The 18,019-nt window shown below is 49.0% G+C and carries 16 protein-coding genes and 1 pseudogene; 4 read left to right on the forward strand and 13 right to left on the reverse strand.

Annotated elements, in window-relative coordinates; translation table 11 throughout:
* Nucleotides 1-69: 69 nt before the first annotated feature.
* From V3O24_RS15410 to V3O24_RS15420, 3 genes are all read left to right on the forward strand, one after another.
* A complete protein-coding gene (locus V3O24_RS15410) occupies nt 70-939 on the forward strand; it encodes a class I SAM-dependent methyltransferase (protein WP_331307908.1) in 870 nt (289 codons plus the stop codon).
* A 301-nt stretch (nt 940-1,240) separates the two neighbouring features.
* Nucleotides 1,241-2,437, forward strand: coding sequence for a Fic family protein (locus V3O24_RS15415; RefSeq protein ID WP_331307909.1), 1,197 nt, complete (start codon nt 1,241-1,243; stop codon nt 2,435-2,437).
* Nucleotides 2,438-2,760: 323 nt separating this feature from the next.
* Nucleotides 2,761-5,442 carry a pentapeptide repeat-containing protein gene (locus V3O24_RS15420; RefSeq protein WP_331307910.1) on the forward strand — a complete coding sequence of 894 codons (2,682 nt, stop codon included), beginning with the start codon at nt 2,761-2,763 and terminating at the stop codon, nt 5,440-5,442.
* Here V3O24_RS15420 and V3O24_RS15425 read toward each other — a convergent pair.
* From V3O24_RS15425 to V3O24_RS15485, 13 genes and pseudogenes are all read right to left on the reverse strand, one after another.
* On the reverse strand, nt 5,439-5,606 hold the full coding sequence (locus V3O24_RS15425; protein WP_331307911.1) for a hypothetical protein: 168 nt from the start codon (nt 5,604-5,606) through the stop codon (nt 5,439-5,441). The two genes, V3O24_RS15420 and V3O24_RS15425, sit on opposite strands and share 4 nt — an antisense overlap.
* A gap of 68 nt (nt 5,607-5,674) precedes the next feature.
* The gene (lipA, locus tag V3O24_RS15430; RefSeq protein WP_331307912.1) at nt 5,675-6,631 is read right to left on the reverse strand and encodes a lipoyl synthase; all 957 of its coding nucleotides are present in this window, start codon (nt 6,629-6,631) and stop codon (nt 5,675-5,677) included.
* A gap of 107 nt (nt 6,632-6,738) precedes the next feature.
* Nucleotides 6,739-7,335: pseudogene (lipB, locus tag V3O24_RS15435) on the reverse strand (lipoyl(octanoyl) transferase LipB); the annotation flags it as partial.
* A 256-nt stretch (nt 7,336-7,591) separates the two neighbouring features.
* The gene (locus V3O24_RS15440; RefSeq protein ID WP_104422885.1) at nt 7,592-7,855 is read right to left on the reverse strand and encodes a DUF493 domain-containing protein; all 264 of its coding nucleotides are present in this window, start codon (nt 7,853-7,855) and stop codon (nt 7,592-7,594) included.
* Entirely contained in the window at nt 7,852-8,691 is an 840-nt protein-coding gene (locus tag V3O24_RS15445) for a D-amino acid aminotransferase (RefSeq protein WP_331307913.1), read from the reverse strand. Before V3O24_RS15445 ends, V3O24_RS15440 begins: the two co-directional genes overlap by 4 nt.
* A complete protein-coding gene (locus tag V3O24_RS15450) occupies nt 8,681-9,850 on the reverse strand; it encodes a D-alanyl-D-alanine carboxypeptidase family protein (protein WP_331307914.1) in 1,170 nt (389 codons plus the stop codon). The genes V3O24_RS15445 and V3O24_RS15450 overlap by 11 nt, the downstream gene beginning before the upstream one ends.
* 35 nt (nt 9,851-9,885) lie before the next feature.
* Nucleotides 9,886-10,602: a septal ring lytic transglycosylase RlpA family protein gene (locus V3O24_RS15455; RefSeq protein ID WP_331307915.1), complete on the reverse strand. Its 717-nt coding sequence runs from the start codon at nt 10,600-10,602 to the stop codon at nt 9,886-9,888.
* A gap of 56 nt (nt 10,603-10,658) precedes the next feature.
* Nucleotides 10,659-11,540 carry a lytic murein transglycosylase B gene (mltB, locus tag V3O24_RS15460; RefSeq protein WP_331307916.1) on the reverse strand — a complete coding sequence of 294 codons (882 nt, stop codon included), beginning with the start codon at nt 11,538-11,540 and terminating at the stop codon, nt 10,659-10,661.
* Nucleotides 11,541-11,833: 293 nt separating this feature from the next.
* Nucleotides 11,834-12,967 (reverse strand): rod shape-determining protein RodA, encoded by a 1,134-nt coding sequence (gene rodA, locus V3O24_RS15465; protein ID WP_104422880.1) that lies wholly within the window; start codon nt 12,965-12,967, stop codon nt 11,834-11,836.
* A complete protein-coding gene (gene mrdA / locus V3O24_RS15470; protein WP_331307917.1) occupies nt 12,957-14,789 on the reverse strand; it encodes a penicillin-binding protein 2 in 1,833 nt (610 codons plus the stop codon). The genes rodA and mrdA overlap by 11 nt, the downstream gene beginning before the upstream one ends.
* Nucleotides 14,790-14,806: 17 nt before the next feature.
* The gene (gene mreD / locus V3O24_RS15475; RefSeq protein WP_181049843.1) at nt 14,807-15,289 is read right to left on the reverse strand and encodes a rod shape-determining protein MreD; all 483 of its coding nucleotides are present in this window, start codon (nt 15,287-15,289) and stop codon (nt 14,807-14,809) included.
* Nucleotides 15,282-16,340 carry a rod shape-determining protein MreC gene (gene mreC, locus V3O24_RS15480; RefSeq protein ID WP_331307937.1) on the reverse strand — a complete coding sequence of 353 codons (1,059 nt, stop codon included), beginning with the start codon at nt 16,338-16,340 and terminating at the stop codon, nt 15,282-15,284. The genes mreD and mreC overlap by 8 nt, the downstream gene beginning before the upstream one ends.
* Before the next feature lie 216 nt (nt 16,341-16,556).
* Nucleotides 16,557-17,600: a rod shape-determining protein gene (locus V3O24_RS15485; protein WP_104422876.1), complete on the reverse strand. Its 1,044-nt coding sequence runs from the start codon at nt 17,598-17,600 to the stop codon at nt 16,557-16,559.
* Between the two features lie 129 nt (nt 17,601-17,729).
* Between V3O24_RS15485 and gatC the strand changes: the two genes are divergently transcribed.
* Nucleotides 17,730-18,017, forward strand: a complete 288-nt coding sequence (gene gatC, locus V3O24_RS15490; RefSeq protein WP_331307918.1) for an Asp-tRNA(Asn)/Glu-tRNA(Gln) amidotransferase subunit GatC — start codon at nt 17,730-17,732, stop codon at nt 18,015-18,017.
* Nucleotides 18,018-18,019 lie beyond the last annotated feature (2 nt).

The raw sequence follows: 18,019 nt of genomic DNA on the forward strand, positions 1-18,019 counted from the left end.
TATAGTCAATATTCGCAACAAAAACGCTTAAAAATAAATCCCGTTACCGATTATGCAGGAGGAAGAATAATGCAAGGAGCGCAAACCGAAAAAGTCCCACGCGAATACGGCCTGCCTTGGCCTGATTACGAACTGCTTGATGCGGGCGGCGGCAAGAAGCTCGAACGTTGGGGGAAAATCATCACCATCCGCCCAGAAATCCAGGCCGATTTCAAACCGGGCTGGCCTTACGCCCAATGGCTGGACATGGCGCATTGGGAATTTGAAGAGCAATCCTCAACTCAAGGCCGCTGGCTTAACATCAAACCCCATGCTCCCGAACAATGGCGTATTTCCTACGGAAACCTGAACTTCGGCCTGAAGCTGACCCAATTCAAGCATGTGGGCCTGTTTCCCGAGCAACAGGCAAACTGGCGCTTTATTAAGGAACGGGTCAGTGCCGGGCAAAAGGTATTAAACCTGTTCGCCTACACCGGCGCGGCCTCGCTGGTTGCCCGTGACGCCGGGGCGGAAGTCGTACATGTGGATTCGGTCAAACAGCTGATTACCTGGGCTAACGAAAACCAGGAACGCAGCCACCTTTCCGGTATCAAATGGGTGCATGAGGATGCGTTAAAATTCGCTCAGCGCGAATTGAAGCGGAGCAAACAATACGACGGCATCATCATGGACCCGCCCGCCTGGGGCTTGGGCGCAAAAGGCGAAAAATGGAAACTGGAAAACCACCTGTCCGGTTTGATAGAGACCGCGCATGGATTGATGAATCCGGGCGCGTTTTTAATCCTTAACACCTACTCGCCCAAAATAGAGCGGACCGACTTGGCGGCGTCCGCCGGGCAGTATTTTTCTGCAAAGCAACTGGAAATAAAACAGCTGTGGCTACCGACAAAGACCGGCAAGGAGCTGTATTGCGGGAATTTATTGCGGGCAATCAAGTAACATTAACCCCAATAAGTTCGCATGCTATCCCTTCTTCAGCGGGAGAAGGTTAGGTTGAGGGGGTAAATAACAACTTATTGGGATTGGTGTAAGGTTATTTTGACCGTGTTTATCTGATCATAAGGTGCAGATGGACTGTTTAATTAAAACCGGCACAGATTCTGTGCAATCAGCAAACAAACATTTATTAAAACAATAAATTAATCCTAAATTTGAGATCGGCATAAAAATCGGCAAAATTCAAAATAAACAGTATGCTTAGCCTTATAAAAACAATATCTTATAAGTGTAGAAGATCGGCATGCCATTACCCATAGAAATGACTTACCGAATCGAGCCTTGTCTGCTTGAAAATATTCCGATCAGAATGACTGATCTAATCGCTAATCTAACAACGTCATCAGAAAGAATTGCCGGGCGCTTACACCCGCGCACAGCTGCAAGTTTAGCTGAGCTGGTTCAGATCATGAACTGCTATTATTCCAACCTTATCGAAGGGCATAACACTAAGCCTAGGGATATTGAGCGGGCCTTGGCGGATGACCTGGAAAAAGACGAGTTGCGCCGTAATTTCCAAATCGAAGCACGAGCTCATGTCAGATTGCAACAAACGATTGACCGGCTCTATGCGGCAGGGAATATGCCTGAACCGACATCGACCGAATTCCTGCGCTGGCTGCACAAAGAGTTTTACCATGATGCGCCGGAATCCATGCTTTGGATAGACAACGGCGATCATGGCTTTCGAATGGAGCCGGGGGTGTTTCGTTCCCGGCCTGAACACAATGTCTCAGTAGAAAGACATATCCCGCCTGACAGCGAGCGTGTTGTCGAGTTTATGCGTTACTTCGAGCAACGCTATCGTTTGGCATCGATGGGCAAGGGTGAACGGATTATCGCGATGGCCGCCTCGCATCATCGACTGGCCTATATTCATCCATTCCCGGACGGAAACGGTCGCGTCAGTCGCTTGATGAGTCATGCAATGGGGTTGAGCGCCGGAATCGGCGCATCAGGGCTTTGGTCGGTGTCACGCGGCCTCGCTCGCGGCCTGGAAAGCCGACAAGATTACAAGAGTAAGATGGATTATGCCGATACCCCAAGGCAAGTCGACTTGGATGGTCGTGGCAACTTATCCCAAAAGGTATTGATCGAGTTCATACACTGGTTTTTAGAAGTGTGTCTGGATCAGGTGGGCTTCATGACCGGACTATTCGAATTCGACCGCTTAGCCGAGCGCCTCAAAGCCTACGTGGAAAGCCGGGCGTTAAAAGCGGAGGCCTTTTATATTTTGGAAAGGGTGCTGATGCAGGGCGAGATGTCTCGCGGTGAAGCCGAACGCATCACCGGCTTGAAAGAGCGTAGTGCGCGGATGGTGCTTTCAAGTTTAATCAATGACGGAATCTTAACGTCGGAAACACCTAAAGGCCCGGTATCGCTGCATTTTGGGAGCGAGTCTGTTGAGTTTTTGTTTCCGAGGTTATTTGCGGAAAATTAGGTTTTGGGTATTAATAATGTGTTGGATTTACAGCGTTTTCATATTACGTTAGTTACGTTGTTGGTGCATCTCGCCTTTGCTATCCTCAAATCAGGTAAGCCATTTGACCCACATTTTTTACTTGCATAAGGGGCGGCGAGACGGTATCTACAGGACTGAAAGCTAATAGTATCCCCAACACACTATAAGGAGCTTCCCTGAGCATTCATAATAGTACAGCCTCATTTACGATGTTAGAATCGTTAGATATTGAGCTGTCACCTCACTGCAGCCGCTGTGTTTATTATTCAGAATTCCCTTTAATTACTAGAACCCAATAGAAAATGGACATCAAACACAATTTAAAAATCAGCAAGCCGGTCTCGGTATGGAATAAGCCGCTTAAAATTGAACCGAAAAAGTTTTTGCTTAATTTGGCAAAAGCTCTAGCTAAGGGAGCTCAAGGAGAATTAGAAAATGCGACGGAAACGTTGGCTGATGCTTTTGTTGATATAGCACCTGAAGATAGAGCCGGTCAATTGGCTTGGCTGTTGATTTATCGTGCATTTACATCAGCTTTAATGGAGTTGCTAAACGATAGTCAGGATTTGTTTCAACATAATGATCAAGAAGATTCAACGCTTGAAACGTTGACCGACATTCTCAGCGACCATCTGAATAATCTGGAAGTCACCATAGACTCCGAATTTTTCCGCAAGCCGCAAGAGTTGCCGTTATTAAGCGAATTCGGCAAAGCCATGCAGCACTGGTTAGTTGGTTTGGGATTATCGGAGCCTCAGGCTAAGGCTTTAGTTCAGCGTTTACCGGATAAATTTGCATTGGCTTTACACGGTGAATGGCTGAACGAGCCGGAACATTACTCGGCTATTACCGCAGCAATCGTTACACCTTTTACCCAAGCCGCGGAACAACAGCACCAGTGGATGCATTACGGTGCGTGGCTACATGAACAGGTCAACCAACGCATGTTTGCGGAAGCATTTAGCTTGCAAAATGTTTACGTACCCTTGCGGGCTTATTACGAAGAAAAACCCAAAGAGGCCAAGGGCCGTTCCATTGAAATAGAGAAATCTGAAACTACGCGTCACGTAGTCGATTTACAAACCGAACTGGCTCATTGGGTACAGAATTTCAAGGCCGAGGATGCCGTGCGCTTGATCAGTGGAGGTCCTGGTTGTGGTAAATCCTCGTTCAGCAAAATGTTTGCTATTCATGTCGCCGAGCAGACGGGCGTAAAAGTATTGTTCATTCCGCTGCATTTATTCGACCTAACCGCTGATTTAGTTGATGCGGTAGGACGCTTCGTTAACCAAAGCCGTTATTTAGTTGGCAATCCGTTGGATGCTAAAGAAGGTGAAAATCGGCTATTGGTAATCTTCGATGGTTTAGACGAGTTGTCTATGCAGGGCAAGGCTGCTGCGCAGGTAGCGCAAGAATTTATCGATGAGGTTTTACGCAAGCTCGATCATTTTGCCGCGCAAAAATTGCAGCGCCAAGTATTGATTAGTGGGAGGGATTTAGTAGTACAGGCCAATGCAAATAAATTCCGTCAGCCTAAACAAATATTGCATGTACTACCGTATTTTGTTCCAGAAAAAGAACGCGAGCATTATCAAGATATACAGAATTTGCTGGACGAAGACCAACGCCAAATTTGGTGGAAAAACTACGGAGCAGTCAGCGGCAAAAACTATCAATTCATGCCGGAGAATTTATCAGGGGACAATTTGACGGAAATCACCTGTTGGCCGCTGCTCAATTATTTGGTGGCCTTAAGTTACGAACGTCAACAACTGGATTTTAACTCCGACACCAGCCTAAATTTGGTTTACCAGGATTTATTGGAGGCGGTGTATGAACGGCAATATGAAGGCTGTAATCGCCGTCACCAAGGCACTGGTAATCTAAATTTTGCTAATTTTTGCCGAATCTTGGAAGAAATTGCGCTCGCCATCTGGCACGGCGACGGACGCACGACGACAGTTGACTATATACAGACCAGATGCAAGCAAAGCAGCTTACAGCGCTACCTGGAGGAATTTCAGGAAGGGGCTGAAAGAGGTGTAACCCGACTGTTAACGGCATTTTATTTCCGGCAAAGCGGTGAAATAAAAGGCGAAAGAACGTTTGAATTTACCCACAAGAGCTTTGGCGAGTATTTGACAGCCTGCCGTATCGTCAGAATGCTGGAGAAAGTTTGTCAGCAAATACAACGTCATGATAATGACCCGGACGACGGATGGGATGAACGCCAAGCATTAGTGCATTGGGCCGAAATCTGTGGTCCCACTGAAGTTAATTATTACCTTATGCCTTTTATAAATCATCAGGTCGCGTTGTCTCACGAAGCTCAAATTCTGCAATGGCAAGAAATTCTGGCTCGTTTGATCAGATCGGTGTTTGATCATGGCATGCCGATGGAAAAATTGGGTTTAAACAATTTTCAGGAAATGCTTAGGCAATCATGTAATGCAGAGGAAGCGTTATTAATATTGCATGCAGCTTGTGCAGGACAAACTAGGGAAATAATCAGTTTAGATTTACCGGACGTAGATGCTTTTGGTTCTTGGTTATATCATCTTCGAAGCCAAGGTCATTATTTAATGTTAGAGTCATTGGCTTTTCTCGACTTGCAATATATTGATTTATTTGGACAGTTTCTTTATGAGGCCGACTTTGAAGGAGCTAATTTGTCATATGCTAATCTTTATAGTGCCTACCTTGACGATTCATTTCTTGATGGAGCATGTTTGGCGGAAGCCGATTTATCTAGCGCAAACCTTACTGGTGCGTTTCTAAGATATGTCAATCTTGAAGGAGCAAGTCTAATAAATGCAGACTTTAGAGGTGCAAATCTTGAAGGAGCAATTTTTACCGGTGCAGACATTTCGGGAGCAAACTTTGAAGGGGCAAATTTAGAAAATACGAATCTTTTTGAGGCACTGAATATCGAATTAGCTAACCTCAAAAACACAACCTACGACACTAACAATGCATCTCATTAGTCATCAATTGCTTGATCAATTCCGTGTTGGGTTTTTTGTTCCAACTTCTGATTTATTGAGAATTGATTTTTAGATCTTAAAAACTCTACAACATGCAACACTTCTAAAGTCAAATGTTCTGTAAAGTCTTGGATCTCTTGATAAATATTTTCAGCTGTATTCATGCATTAACATCGTAGATTGACGGCTAATTTCAATTCAAAGCTAGCTTTGAACTCCGGTAGCGGTGTTTTTAAATTACAGATTTAGCCTGTAGATCAGCATGGTATGAAGACCTAACCATCGGCGCGCTGGCGACTTGTTTGAACCCCAAGGCTTTGGCAACTGCGCCGTATTCATCGAATTGTTCCGGCGTAATATAACTTTGCACCGGCAAATGGGCTTTGCTGGGTTGCAGGTATTGGCCGATGGTCAGCATTGAGCAGCCGTGGGCTAATAAGTCTTTCATGACTTGATGCACTTCGTGCGGCTGTTCGCCTACGCCGAGCATCAGGCCGGATTTGGTGGGTACTTGCGGCTGGGCTTGGTGGAATTGGTGCAGTAAGTCTAGCGAGCCTTGGTAGTCGGAACCGGGGCGCACTTGTTTGTATAGCCGGGGGACGGTTTCCAGGTTGTGGTTGAATACGTCGCAGGGTTGTTCGGCTAATAGGGCTACGGCTTTTTCGATGCGTCCGCGAAAGTCGGGTACCAGGATTTCTATTTTGGTCGCGGGTGTGTGCAGGCGGATTTTTTCGATGCAGTCGGCAAAATGTCCGGCGCCGCCGTCTCTTAAATCGTCGCGGTCTACCGAGGTGATGACGACGTATTTCAAGGCCATGGCTTGTATCGCATCGGCCAGGTGCTGGGGTTCGTCTTTGTCCAGCGCCAGCGGTTTGCCGTGTGCGACATCGCAAAAAGGGCAGCGGCGGGTGCATAGGTCGCCCATGATCATGAAGGTGGCGGTGCCGTGCTGGAAACATTCGCCCAGGTTCGGGCAGGCGGCCTCTTCGCAAACGGTATGCAGGTTGTTTTCGCGCAGCAGCTGCTTGATACGGGTGACTTCGTCGCTGGCCGATATTTTGATGCGTATCCATTCCGGTTTGCGCAACGTGGTTTCGGCAGGCTCCACCTTGATCGGGATTTTTGCCAGTTTTTCGGTGCTGCGCTGGTGGGAGTCGGGTGTGGATCGGGAGGGCGCTTGATAAGTCATTTTGCTAATGCCGTGAGATTTTGTGTTTACAGATCAAAACTCGGTTTTTTAAAACTCCTCTCCCTAACCCTCTCCAACAGGAGAGGGGATAAAGGCGCCGAATTTTGCAGAGCGGTAATTATAGCCTGGGTAACAAGGGTGGCGAGTTCAGCGTTGCTGACGGTTACGCCCAGGTCGGCCAGTTGGGTCACTTCAAGGCCCGAATAGCCGCAGGTGTTGATATGATCGAAAGGATGCAAATCCATCCGGTTGTTGATGCTCAGGCCGTGATAGCTGCAATTTCTTTTGATGCGCAGGCCGATGGAACCGATTTTCTTGTCGTTGACATAAACGCCGGGGGCGTCGGCTCGGGCGACCGCGATAATGCCGTATTGCGCCAAGGCGGAGATCATGGCTTGTTCCAGCGTTGTGACCAGCGAGCGGACGCCGAGATTCAGCCGTTTAATATCGATCAGGGTGTAAATAACCAGCTGGCCGGGGCCGTGATAGGTGACCTGTCCGCCCCGGTCGGAATTGATGACCGGGATGTCGCCGGTATCCAGCAGATGTTCAGGCTTGCCGTTTAGGCCCAGTGTATAAACGGGCGGGTGTTCGGTGATCCAGATTTCATCGGGGGTTTCGGCGTCGCGATTTTGGGTGAACCGCTGCATGTCTCGCCAGACGGATTCATAATCCTGCAAGCTTAAGTTGCGTATCGTTACCATTAAGATGACTTATGTTTGTGCAGAGTTGGTAACTTCTCAAGTAGGAGCTTGTGAAAGCCGTTCACTCATTTTGCCGCTCATTCTAAAATTCCGCTCACCCTTCGACAGGCTCAGGGCGAACGGGATTTTAGAATGAGCAGCTGTTTTTTAACCTTAACTATCAAAAAGACACGAAGAAATAACTTCGTGTCTTTTGTGTCTTCATGGTGATCTATCAATAAAAGCGTTGCAGATGTTGTGCGGCTCCGTTTATATCCTACAACGCCATCAAAACATGCGGATGATCGGTCAAATCCTGGTAAATAGCATCCAGTTGTTGCTTGCTGGTTGCTTCTACAATAACGGTTACGGCCATGTAATTGCCGTCTTTGCTGGGCCGTGTGCTTACCGCGCCTTCGTTAATGTCGACAACATGGCGGCGCACGATTTCAACAACCAGCAGGTCGAGCTCGATATTGGTTTTGCCCATTGCCTTGATCGGAAACTGGCAGGGAAATTCTAAAAGGGTTTCTTCACTCATTGGGACCGTTTGTAAGCCTGGAATAATTGATTCATTGCTTCCCATATGGGGCCGGGTTTGCCGTTTGCAATGGGTTCATTATCAAGTTGCACAACCGGTACGATTTCCCGTGTCGAGCTGGTTAGCCAGATTTCGCTGGCTGTTTGCAAGGCATCCAATGAAATGATCTCTTCGCTGTAGGGGATGCTGTTTTGCCGGGCAATGTCCAGAATGACATTGCGGGTAATGCCGGGCAATATTTCGGTGCCTTGCGGCGGTGTAATCAAGATGCCGTCGATGACGGCAAATATATTACTGGCGGCGCCCTCGGTCACATAACCGTCTTTGACCAGGACGGCTTCGGCGCAACCTTTTTCTACGGCTTGTTGCCTGAGCAAGATATTGGCCAGCAGCGTGGTGGCTTTAACATTGCACAGTTCCCAGCGGCTGTCGTCGATGCTGATGGCTTTGACACCGGATTCCAAATTTGCCAAAGGCACGATGTCTGAGCACATCGCGAATACGGTCGGAGTGACTTTTTCCGGGAAAGCGTGATCCCTTTTGTCGGAGACGCCACGGGTGATTTGCAGGTAAACGGATTGATCCCGGCCTGCATCCAGCAAAGGCGTCAGAATCTCCAGCCATTGCGCCCGTTCATGCGGGTTAACCAAGCGAATGGAGGACAGGCTGTTTTCCAGCCGCTCCATATGGTCTTCAAAGTGGAACAATTTGCCCGAGTAAGCCGGGATAACCTCATAGATCCCGTCGCCGAACAGGAAGCCGCGATCCAGAACCGATACTTTGGCTTCGGTTAGAGGCAAGTACTGACCGTTTAAATAGACGGTCTTATTGTCCATCGGATTTCTCCAGCAGCATCATTGCGCTGTCATAGATGCGCTGAAGAATGTTGCCTTGTTCGACCGCTTTCAGGGCGATCAAGTCTTTGTTGGCGACAACTTCATCTTTAAGGGTGACGTTGACGGTGCCCAGTTTTGTACCTTCCTTAACGGGGGCGGTAATTTTTTTGTCGATGTTAATGACGGCTTTAAGGTCGTTGTAATGGCGACGGGGAATAGAAACATAAAGATCTTCGGCCAAGCCAAGTTGCACATTTTTAGTGTCGCCCTTCCAGATTCTCGCCTCGGCCAGGGAGGTTTTTCCTGAATACAGTTTATGCGCTTCAAAAAAGCGAAAGCCGTAGTTGAGCAGGTTCTGGTTTTCGTTGGCTCTGGCGTTAGGGCTGCTTGCGCCCATCACGACGGAAATCAGGCGCATGTTGTTTCTTAACGCGGAGGCGACCAGGCAATAGCCCGCTGCATCGGTAAATCCGGTTTTAACGCCGTCCACGGTTTCATCGCGCGACAGCAACTGGTTGCGGTTGTGCTGAACGATGTTGTTGAAAGTGAATTCTTTTTGTGAAAACCAGCGGTAATAGTCGGGAAATTCTTTGATTAAAGCCCGGGTCAGTATGGCCAGATCGCGTGCGGTGGTGTAATGGTTGTCGATCGGCAGCCCGTTGCTATCCTGGAAGTGGCTGTTTTTCATGCCCAGACGTTCGGCATGTTGATTCATCATGTCGGCAAAAGTGCTTTCGTCGCCGGCGATATGTTCGGCCAAAGCAACGCTGGCGTCGTTGCCGGATTGAATGATGACGCCTTTTAACAAGTCTTCAACCTTAACCTGATTGCCGACTTCGACAAACATGCGCGAGCCGGGCGTTTCCCAAGCTTTTTGGCTGATGGTGACCAGATCGTCTAAATGCAAGTGGCCGTTGCTGATTTCCCGAAACACCACATAAACAGACATGATTTTGGTCAGACTGGCGGGGGCGAGCTTAACGTCGGCGTTGTTTTCCGCCAGCACTTTGCCGGAATCGTAGTTCATTAAGATGTAGGCGCTGGCAGCAATAGTCGGTGCTGCCGGGGTGCTGAGTTCGGCGTCTTCTGCGTTTGCCGCGTTTGCGGCAATTAATAAACTAAAAAATAAAAAAACGGGGAATTTTTTAAAAGGGATCATTGCTCTCTAAACGGTAGACTCAGTAAAACATGAGTTTATTGTATCATGGAGATTTGCTTTTGATCGGTTTCACTAACAAATTGAGTCGCGGTTATGCCCAGCTTTGCCAGTTGTATATTCAGCTTGTGGGCGTTTTCCGGTGATTTAATGGGGCCCATTTGAACCTTGTACAGAGTGGAGCCTTTGTGCGTTGACGGTAGTATTTCCGGCTGTGGCAAATGATGAGCGACAATCTTGTTTTTCAGGTTCATGGCCTTCTTTTTGTTGCCGAATGTACCTACTTGAAGATAGACGTTTTTCTCTTGCGTTTTTGCAGTGTTTTGCATTTGCGCTAAAGCCTGTTCAGGCGCTATCGCCTTGATTTCAACAGCCGCTGATCCGGCCTGGTGCAAATCGAGTTTTTTGGCGGCCGCGTATGACAGGTCCATCAAGCGGTTGCCTTGAAAGGGGCCTCGGTCATTGATGCGGACAATAACGCTGCGCTGATTTTCCAGATTGGTGACGCGCGCGTAAGATGAAATCGGCAGGGTTTTGTGCGCGGCCGTCATCGCGTACATGTCGTATATTTCGCCGGATGCGGTTTTTTTGCCGTGAAACTTGGGGCCGTACCATGAAGCTATGCCTTGTTTCAGGTAGCGGGTAAGGCGGGGTAATAGATTTTCCTCGTCGGCGTTCGCAGTATCGGCGTTGCTGTGGGGCGCTTTTGATGAGTGGGGGCTTAATGTTTGGCTTGAGAGGTCGTTAGTTTTCATTTGTTGGCTGCTGCAACTGCATAAAACAAACATTAAAAGTAACGGGATGATCTTATTCATGGGAATGAGCCTTTTTTATTTAAAATAGATAGGCTTAACTGATAAACGGCCATGGCGTATAAAGGACTGTGGTTGTAGCGGGTAATGACATAAAAATTGTCTAGTGCCGCCCAGAGTTCTTTGCCTTGTTCTTGCTGTTCAAAGCTAAGCAGTTTCACTTTACTGTCTAAAGGTAATTGCCTCGAAATAATTAAGTTGAGCGATTCTAACTCGGCAACCCTTAAATCAGGCTTAAGGTCATTATTGAGATCTGGTTCATAGTTTTTATACTTGGCTGTAACCGGAACGGCGATAGTTTGTCCTTTTTGCCAGTGATGTTTGGCGAAATAATTGGCGACGCTGGCTATGACATCGTTATTGTTGCGCCAGATGTCGCGGCGGTTGTCATTATCGAAATCGACGGCATAGTTTCTGAAGCTGCTGGGCATAAATTGCGGCATACCCATGGCGCCGGCGTATGAGCCTAGTGGATCGGCGGGATTGATGTGTTCATCGCGGCACAGCAGCAGGAAGTTTTCCAGTTCGCTAAGAAAGAATTTACTGCGCGGCGGATAGGCAAAGGCCAGGGTAGACAATGCATCGATGACGCGGTGGTTGCCGGTGTTTTTCCCAAATAGTGTTTCAACGCCGATAATGGCGACAATAATCTCGGGCGGGATGCCGTATTGTTGTTCGGCGGCGGCCAGGGCAGGCGCATTGTCTTTCCAGAATTGCACGCCGGCGTCGATACGGGCTTCGGTCAGGAATATTTTGCGATATTTATACCAGGGCAAGCTTTCCGACGGAGAGGCGATTCTTTTGAGTATGTCCTGTTTGATCTCGACCGTTTCGAACAAATCCTCAAGTTCGGATTCGTCAAACTGGTGCTTGGCAGACATTTGTTCGATAAAGCTATGGACCGATTCGGTGTCTTTTATGTTGCCGGTGCAGGAGATGAGGAAAAGGCAAAAGGCGAAGGGCGAAAGGCGAAGAGCGCAAGGGATGCTTCTGAGCCGGGATATAAGGTTGTATTTGAGCATCTTTTTAGCCTTGTGTTAGAGCTTGTTTGAGATTTATAAGTGAGGCGGAAATTTTAAGGTATCAATCGAAGATTTAAAGGTCCACAATTTTTAGCCTTTAGCCTTTAGCCTTTAGCCTTTAGCCTTTAGCCTTTAGCCTTTAGCCTTTAGCCTCACGAGTGCGGCAGGAATTTTTTATGCGTATGAATCGACATAAGAATGCCGAATCCGGCCAGCAAGGTTACGATCGAGGTGCCGCCGTAACTGATTAATGGCAATGGAACGCCGACAACAGGAAGTACGCCGATGACCATGCCGATGTTAACAAAAACATAAACAAAAAAGGTGAAGGCCAAGCTGCCCGCCAATAAACGGCTGTAAGTATCCTGGGCTTGCGAGGCGATATACAGGCAGCGGCTGATGATAAGCAGGTACAAGGTCAGCAGACTTACGCAGCCGAACAGTCCGAATTCTTCGGCAAAGACTGCGAAAATAAAGTCGGTGGAGCTTTCCGGTAAAAAGTCCAGTTCCGACTGGGTGCTGCCCAGCCAGCCTTTGCCGTAGATGCCGCCGGAGCCGATTGCGATTTTCGATTGGATAATATGATAGCCCCTGCCTAGAGGATCGGCTTCAGGATTCAAGAAGGTGAGCACCCGGTCGCGTTGATAGGGACGCATAAAATGCCAGAGTATCGGTGTCAGTCCCGCCAGTATGGTGCAGATTGCCAGCATGAACCGCCAGGACAGGCCGGCAAAAAACAGTACCGCAGCGCCGGAGCTGGCGACCAGTAATGCGGTGCCCAGATCAGGTTGTTTGGCGATCAACAAGGTTGGAATAATGATCAGTATGCCGGCGATCAGCAATTGCTTTGGTTTTGGCGGCAAAGCGTGTTCGGCCAAATACCAAGCGATCATCATCGGTGTGGTGATTTTGATCATTTCCGATGGCTGGAAGCGAAAAACGCCAAGGTCCAGCCAGCGTTGCGCGCCTTTACCGAATTGCCCCAGAATCAGCACCGCAATCAACAATAAGATGCCAAAGCTAAACAGCAGCGCTGAATAGCGCTTAAATTGGTAAGGATCGACATGAGCCAGCGCCGTCATTAAAAGGAAAGCCAGTCCGACGCGCGCCGCCTGGCGCATCAGTACATCCATATCCTGGCTGCCCGCGCTGTAAAGGATCACAAAGCTCAGCAGCGAGATCAGCAACAAGCCGATAAATAAAGGAATATCGATATGCAGTTTTCTGAGGACATTGCCGATCAGTGACGGCGGGTGAAATTGTTCGCTACGGGTTTCAGTTTTCATTGTTGCCCTCTAAATATTGCTTGATAACCTGCCCCGCCATGGGCGCTGCGACAGAGCCGCCGTGACCGCCGTTCTCAACGACGACCGCAACTGCAATTTTGGGATCGTCAGCCGGGGCGAAAGAAATAAATAAGGCGTGGTCGCGTAATTTGAAGTCGATGTCGTTTTCGTTGTATTTTGCATCCTGCTTAATGTTGAAAACCTGCGCCGTTCCTGTTTTTCCGGCTATTTGATAGCTGATGTTTTTGCCGATGCTTTTTGCTGTGCCGTGTGCGTCGTGAATAACATTGACCATAGCTGCGGTAATCGTATTGATATTTTCAGGGTTCAGTTCAAGGTTTTCTATAACCGGGGCGGTGGCGTCGGGATCCGGGGTATGCCTGACCAGAAAAGGGCTTACAACCTTGCCTTTATTCGCCAATGTCGCAGTGGCCCTCGCCAGCTGTATCGGTGTAACTTGAAGAAATCCCTGGCCTATCCCGGTGATCAGTGTTTCTCCCGGATACCAGGACTGATTGCGTTGATTGCGTTTCCACTCGCGTGACGGCAATAACCCTTGCTTCTCGCCGACCAGATCAATGCCGGATTTTTCACCAAAACCAAAGTGCTGTAAAAAACTGTGCATACGGTCTATGCCCAGCGTGGACGCCAGGCTGTAAAAATACACGTCGCAGGATTGGGTGATCGCTTCGGACATATTAACCGAGCCATGCCCGCCTTTTTTCCAATCCCGATAATGATGGCTGACATTGGGCAGCTGATAATAGCCGGGACAGAAAATCTTGTGTTCGGGGCTTATCGCATTGTATTCAAGTCCCGCCAGCGCAACAAACGGCTTGGCGGTTGATCCCGGCGGATACAAGCCACGCAATGCGCGGTTATAGAGCGGCTGATTTTCGGAGGATTGCAGAGCTTGGTACGCGTCATTGGCGATGCCGATAACAAACGGGTTGGGGTCGAAGCCGGGACGGCTTGCGAAGACTAACACGCCGCCGGTTTTAACCTCAATGGCGACTATCGCGCCGTTGTAGTCGCCTAGGGCGTCATAAGCGGTTTTCTGCAAATCTATATCCAGCGTCAGATATAGATTTTCGCCCGGTACCGGCGGGACCGAGTTCACCGTGTTGATCGCGCGCGCCTGTACATTGGTTTCTATTTCCGCATAGCCGGTCTTGCCGTGCAGTTCTGTCTCATAAGTGCTTTCTATGCCTATCTTGCCGACATGAGTCGACCCCCGATATTCCGCGACGGGCAGGGATTTCATTTCCGTCTCGTTGATGCGGGCCACGTAACCGACAACATGGGAGGCTAATTCGGCGTAGGGGTAATGCCGGACCAGGCGCGTTTGAATGTCGACGCCGGGGAAATAAGGCCGGACTACGGCAAATTTGGCGATTTCCTCATCGGTCATACTTATTAATAAAGGCGTACTGACGAAGCGTTTTTGCCGTTTGCGTTGTTTCTGGTATTGGTCGATTTTTTCGTCTGAGATATTAAGCAGTTTTTGTAAACGCTGCAGCGTGTCATCAAGATCCTTGATTTGCTCCGGGATCAGCTCCAGGCTGAAAGACTGGGTGTTGTCGGCCAGGACTTTGCCGTGCCGGTCATAAATAATGCCCCGCGTCGGTACCAGCGGTTCGATCTTGATACTGTTGTCTTTTGCCAGTGTTGCGTAATGTTCGTGTCCGACAATTTGCAGATAAACCAGACGGACAATCAAGCCGGATGTTAACAGCAGCATGACAACAAAGGCTGCAATAATGCGGTTGAGAAATAGACGGCTCTCTTCCAGCTTATTTTTAATCGTATAGATACGAGACATGGCGACTACAGGGGGGGTTATTTAGTGCGTCGTGACAAGCGGACGCGACGTAGTGCGGTATAGAGCAGTGGCCAGCAGAATGTGCCGGTAAAAACAGGCAGCCAGAAAGAAGCATGCAGTTGAGTGGGATGCTGAATATTCTTTAGCCAAAACAGCAGTATTTGGGAAAACAGCAGGCAAGAGAAAATAAACAGACTCTGCTGGGGCAAGGGAAATTGGCGCAAACGTTTGTGCATTATCAGGCACAAATAAATGATCAACGAATAGGCCAGTGCGTATTGGCCGAATACTCTTCCGGTCAACACATCGGTCAGTAATCCGATGATCCAGGCATGAAAGATACCGACGCGCTCCGGTACGGCAATTGCCCAGTAGATAAGCGCCAGCAGCACCCAGTCAGGATTGATGCCGGACAGGAAGCCGGGCCAAGGTGTAATTCTTAGGCACATCGCCATGACAATCGTCAGGAAAATGCGGCCAAAACCTGCGTAGCTATTCATCATTGTCTGTATCTGCCTGTTCCGCTACGGGCGTTTTATGTGTCAATCCGCTCCCGGCGGATTTGTCGTCACGGTTTATTCCAGCTGGCGTGTTCCGCGCCGATCTACTTGCGGCGGGTAGGGCGTTACCGACTGTTCCGGTCCCAGCGGGTTGGTCATGGGGGGGAGATTCGGTGGGCTTTTCGCTCAATGGTGTGGTCAGCGAAACCGGGGACGAGTCGCTCCAGACGATCAGCAACTCCCTGTTCCGGTCCAGCATGGCTTTGGGAGTGGCGGTAATGTTGACGAAAGGTTTGTTAGACATCGGAGTAAAATCATCGACAACAGCAACCGGATAACCTGACGGAAAAGTGCCGCCTAAACCCGATGTGATCAGTAAGTCGCCGGGGCGAATATCCGCATTATTCGGCAGGAAGGGCAAATTAAGGCGGTTCAGTTGGCCGCTGCCTACCGCAATGGTCAGCAGGCCGTTACGATTGACCTGTACCGGTATGGCATGGTTCGGGTCGGTAATTAACATGATTTCGGAGCTGAACGGTAATGCGCGAAAAACCTGGCCGACAACGCCGTTCGCATCGAGCACCGGCTGTTGCGGGTGAACGCCGAAACGAGTGCCTTTGTTGACGACGACTATATTTTCGTAAGGCGCCGTATTGATCGACAGTAATTCTGCGATCAGCAGCTGTTCGCCGAGTTTAAACGAGTTTTCCAATAATGCACGCAGACGAATGTTTTCTTTTTCCAACGACTCAAATTTAAGCAAGCGGGTTTTATCGATGAATTGTTCGTCGCGTAATTGGGCGTTTTCTTTTTTTAGAGTTGAGTATGAACGGACAGATTCGGTAGTTTGCTCGATCAGAACTGTCGGCAAATCGACCAGATATTTTAACGGGTCGACAAGAACGGATAACGTGGCTCGAAGCGAGTCCAATCGATGGCTACGGTGCTCAGTGATCAGTAAAGCGACTGAAGCAATTATTGCCACAAGCAGGCGGGTGTTGATGGAAGGACCGGTAGCAAATAAAAGTTTTATAGCGGGATGCCTCTTTATGTAGGTTGGATTAAGCGCGTTTCTTTGCGCCGCAACCCAGCGGGTACGGCGTTGGTTTGCGGGTTACACTACGCCCGGCAATTGCCTATGCATTGCTCTGCCGCCTGCATAAGCCACAGGGATGTGATTATGCAGGCATTGCAGGAGCGAATATCCGCGTAACCCGACAAACTGCACGCTGTCCAAATAAACGATTTAAAGGATGATTACGCTTGATTACTCCAGAGAAAAAGTCGAAACCCCTTTTTTATCCAGCATTTCCAGAACCATGCCGCCGCCTCTGGCGACACAGGTTAGCGGGTCTTCCGCTATGTAAACGGGCAGACCCGTTTCTTCGGCGATGAGCCGATCTATATCTTTCAATAATGCACCGCCGCCGGTCAAGAATATGCCGCGGGTTGCTACGTCCGAACCGAGTTCAGGCGGAGTTTGCTCCAAGGCTAATTTTACCGCGCCGACTATGCCTGATAGCGGTTCCTGCAAAGCTTCAAGGATTTCATTGCTGTTCAGGGAAAAGCTGCGCGGCACACCTTCCGCCAGATTGCGGCCTTTCACTTCGATTTCCCTGACTTCACTGCCGGGGTAAGCCGTGCCGATTTCTTGTTTGATTCTCTCCGCGGTGGCCTCGCCGATTAAGGTGCCGTAGTTTCTGCGGACATAATTGATGATGGCTTCATCAAAACGGTCGCCGCCGATACGGACGGACGAGGAATAAACGATGCCGTTAATTGAGATAACCGCCACTTCAGAAGTGCCGCCGCCAATGTCCAACACCATAGAGCCGCAGGCTTCTTCGACCGGCAAGCCTGCGCCGATAGCCGCAGACATGGGTTCTTCAATCAGATAAACTTCGCGCGCCCCGGCCATTGCCGCAGATTCGCGAATGGCGCGGCGTTCAACTTGCGTTGAACCGCAAGGAACGCAGATTAAAATGCGCGGACTGGGGCGCAGCATTTTGCTTTGATGGACTTTTTCGATAAAAAACCGCAGCATCCGTTCGGTAACCGCAAAATCGGCGATGACGCCGTCCTTTAACGGACGGATTGCAGTAATATTGCCCGGTGTGCGGCCCAACATCAGTTTTGCATCAAGACCGACAGCGGCAATTGTTTTAGCGCCGCGGATTCTGTCTTCTTTGATGGCGACAACCGAGGGTTCATTAAGCACAATTCCCTGTCCGGGAATGTAGATCAATGTATTGGCGGTTCCTAAGTCAATAGCGAGATCGTTGGAGAAAAGGCCGCGAATTCTTTTGAACATTTTTACCTGTATCCTTATGGGGAATAATTGTATGTTACTTTATCAATCAAGCGAGTATTTGAGCAAGATATAACGTATTATAAACATAATAGTAATAGAGTCTCTGAAAATTTTTATTGGGAGTTAATTGTGTCTTTAACGGCGGATGATGTGAAGAAAATAGCGCATTTGGCGCGTCTGGGGATCGAGGAACAAGATGTTGCCTCGTATGCAAAGGATTTATCGGGAATGCTGGATTTGATGACGCGGATGAGCGATCTTGATATCGATGGCGTCGAGCCTATGGCCCACCCGATGGACCAGCCGCAACGCTTGCGAGCCGATCTGGTAACCGAACAGGACAATCGCGAACAATTCCAGGCTATCGCGCCGCAAGTAGAAGCGGGACTTTATCTAGTACCCAAAGTGATTGAGTAAAA

Source organism: Methylobacter sp. Wu8 (assembly GCF_036440755.1).
Classification (GTDB): Bacteria; Pseudomonadota; Gammaproteobacteria; order Methylococcales; family Methylomonadaceae; genus Methylobacter_A; species Methylobacter_A tundripaludum_A.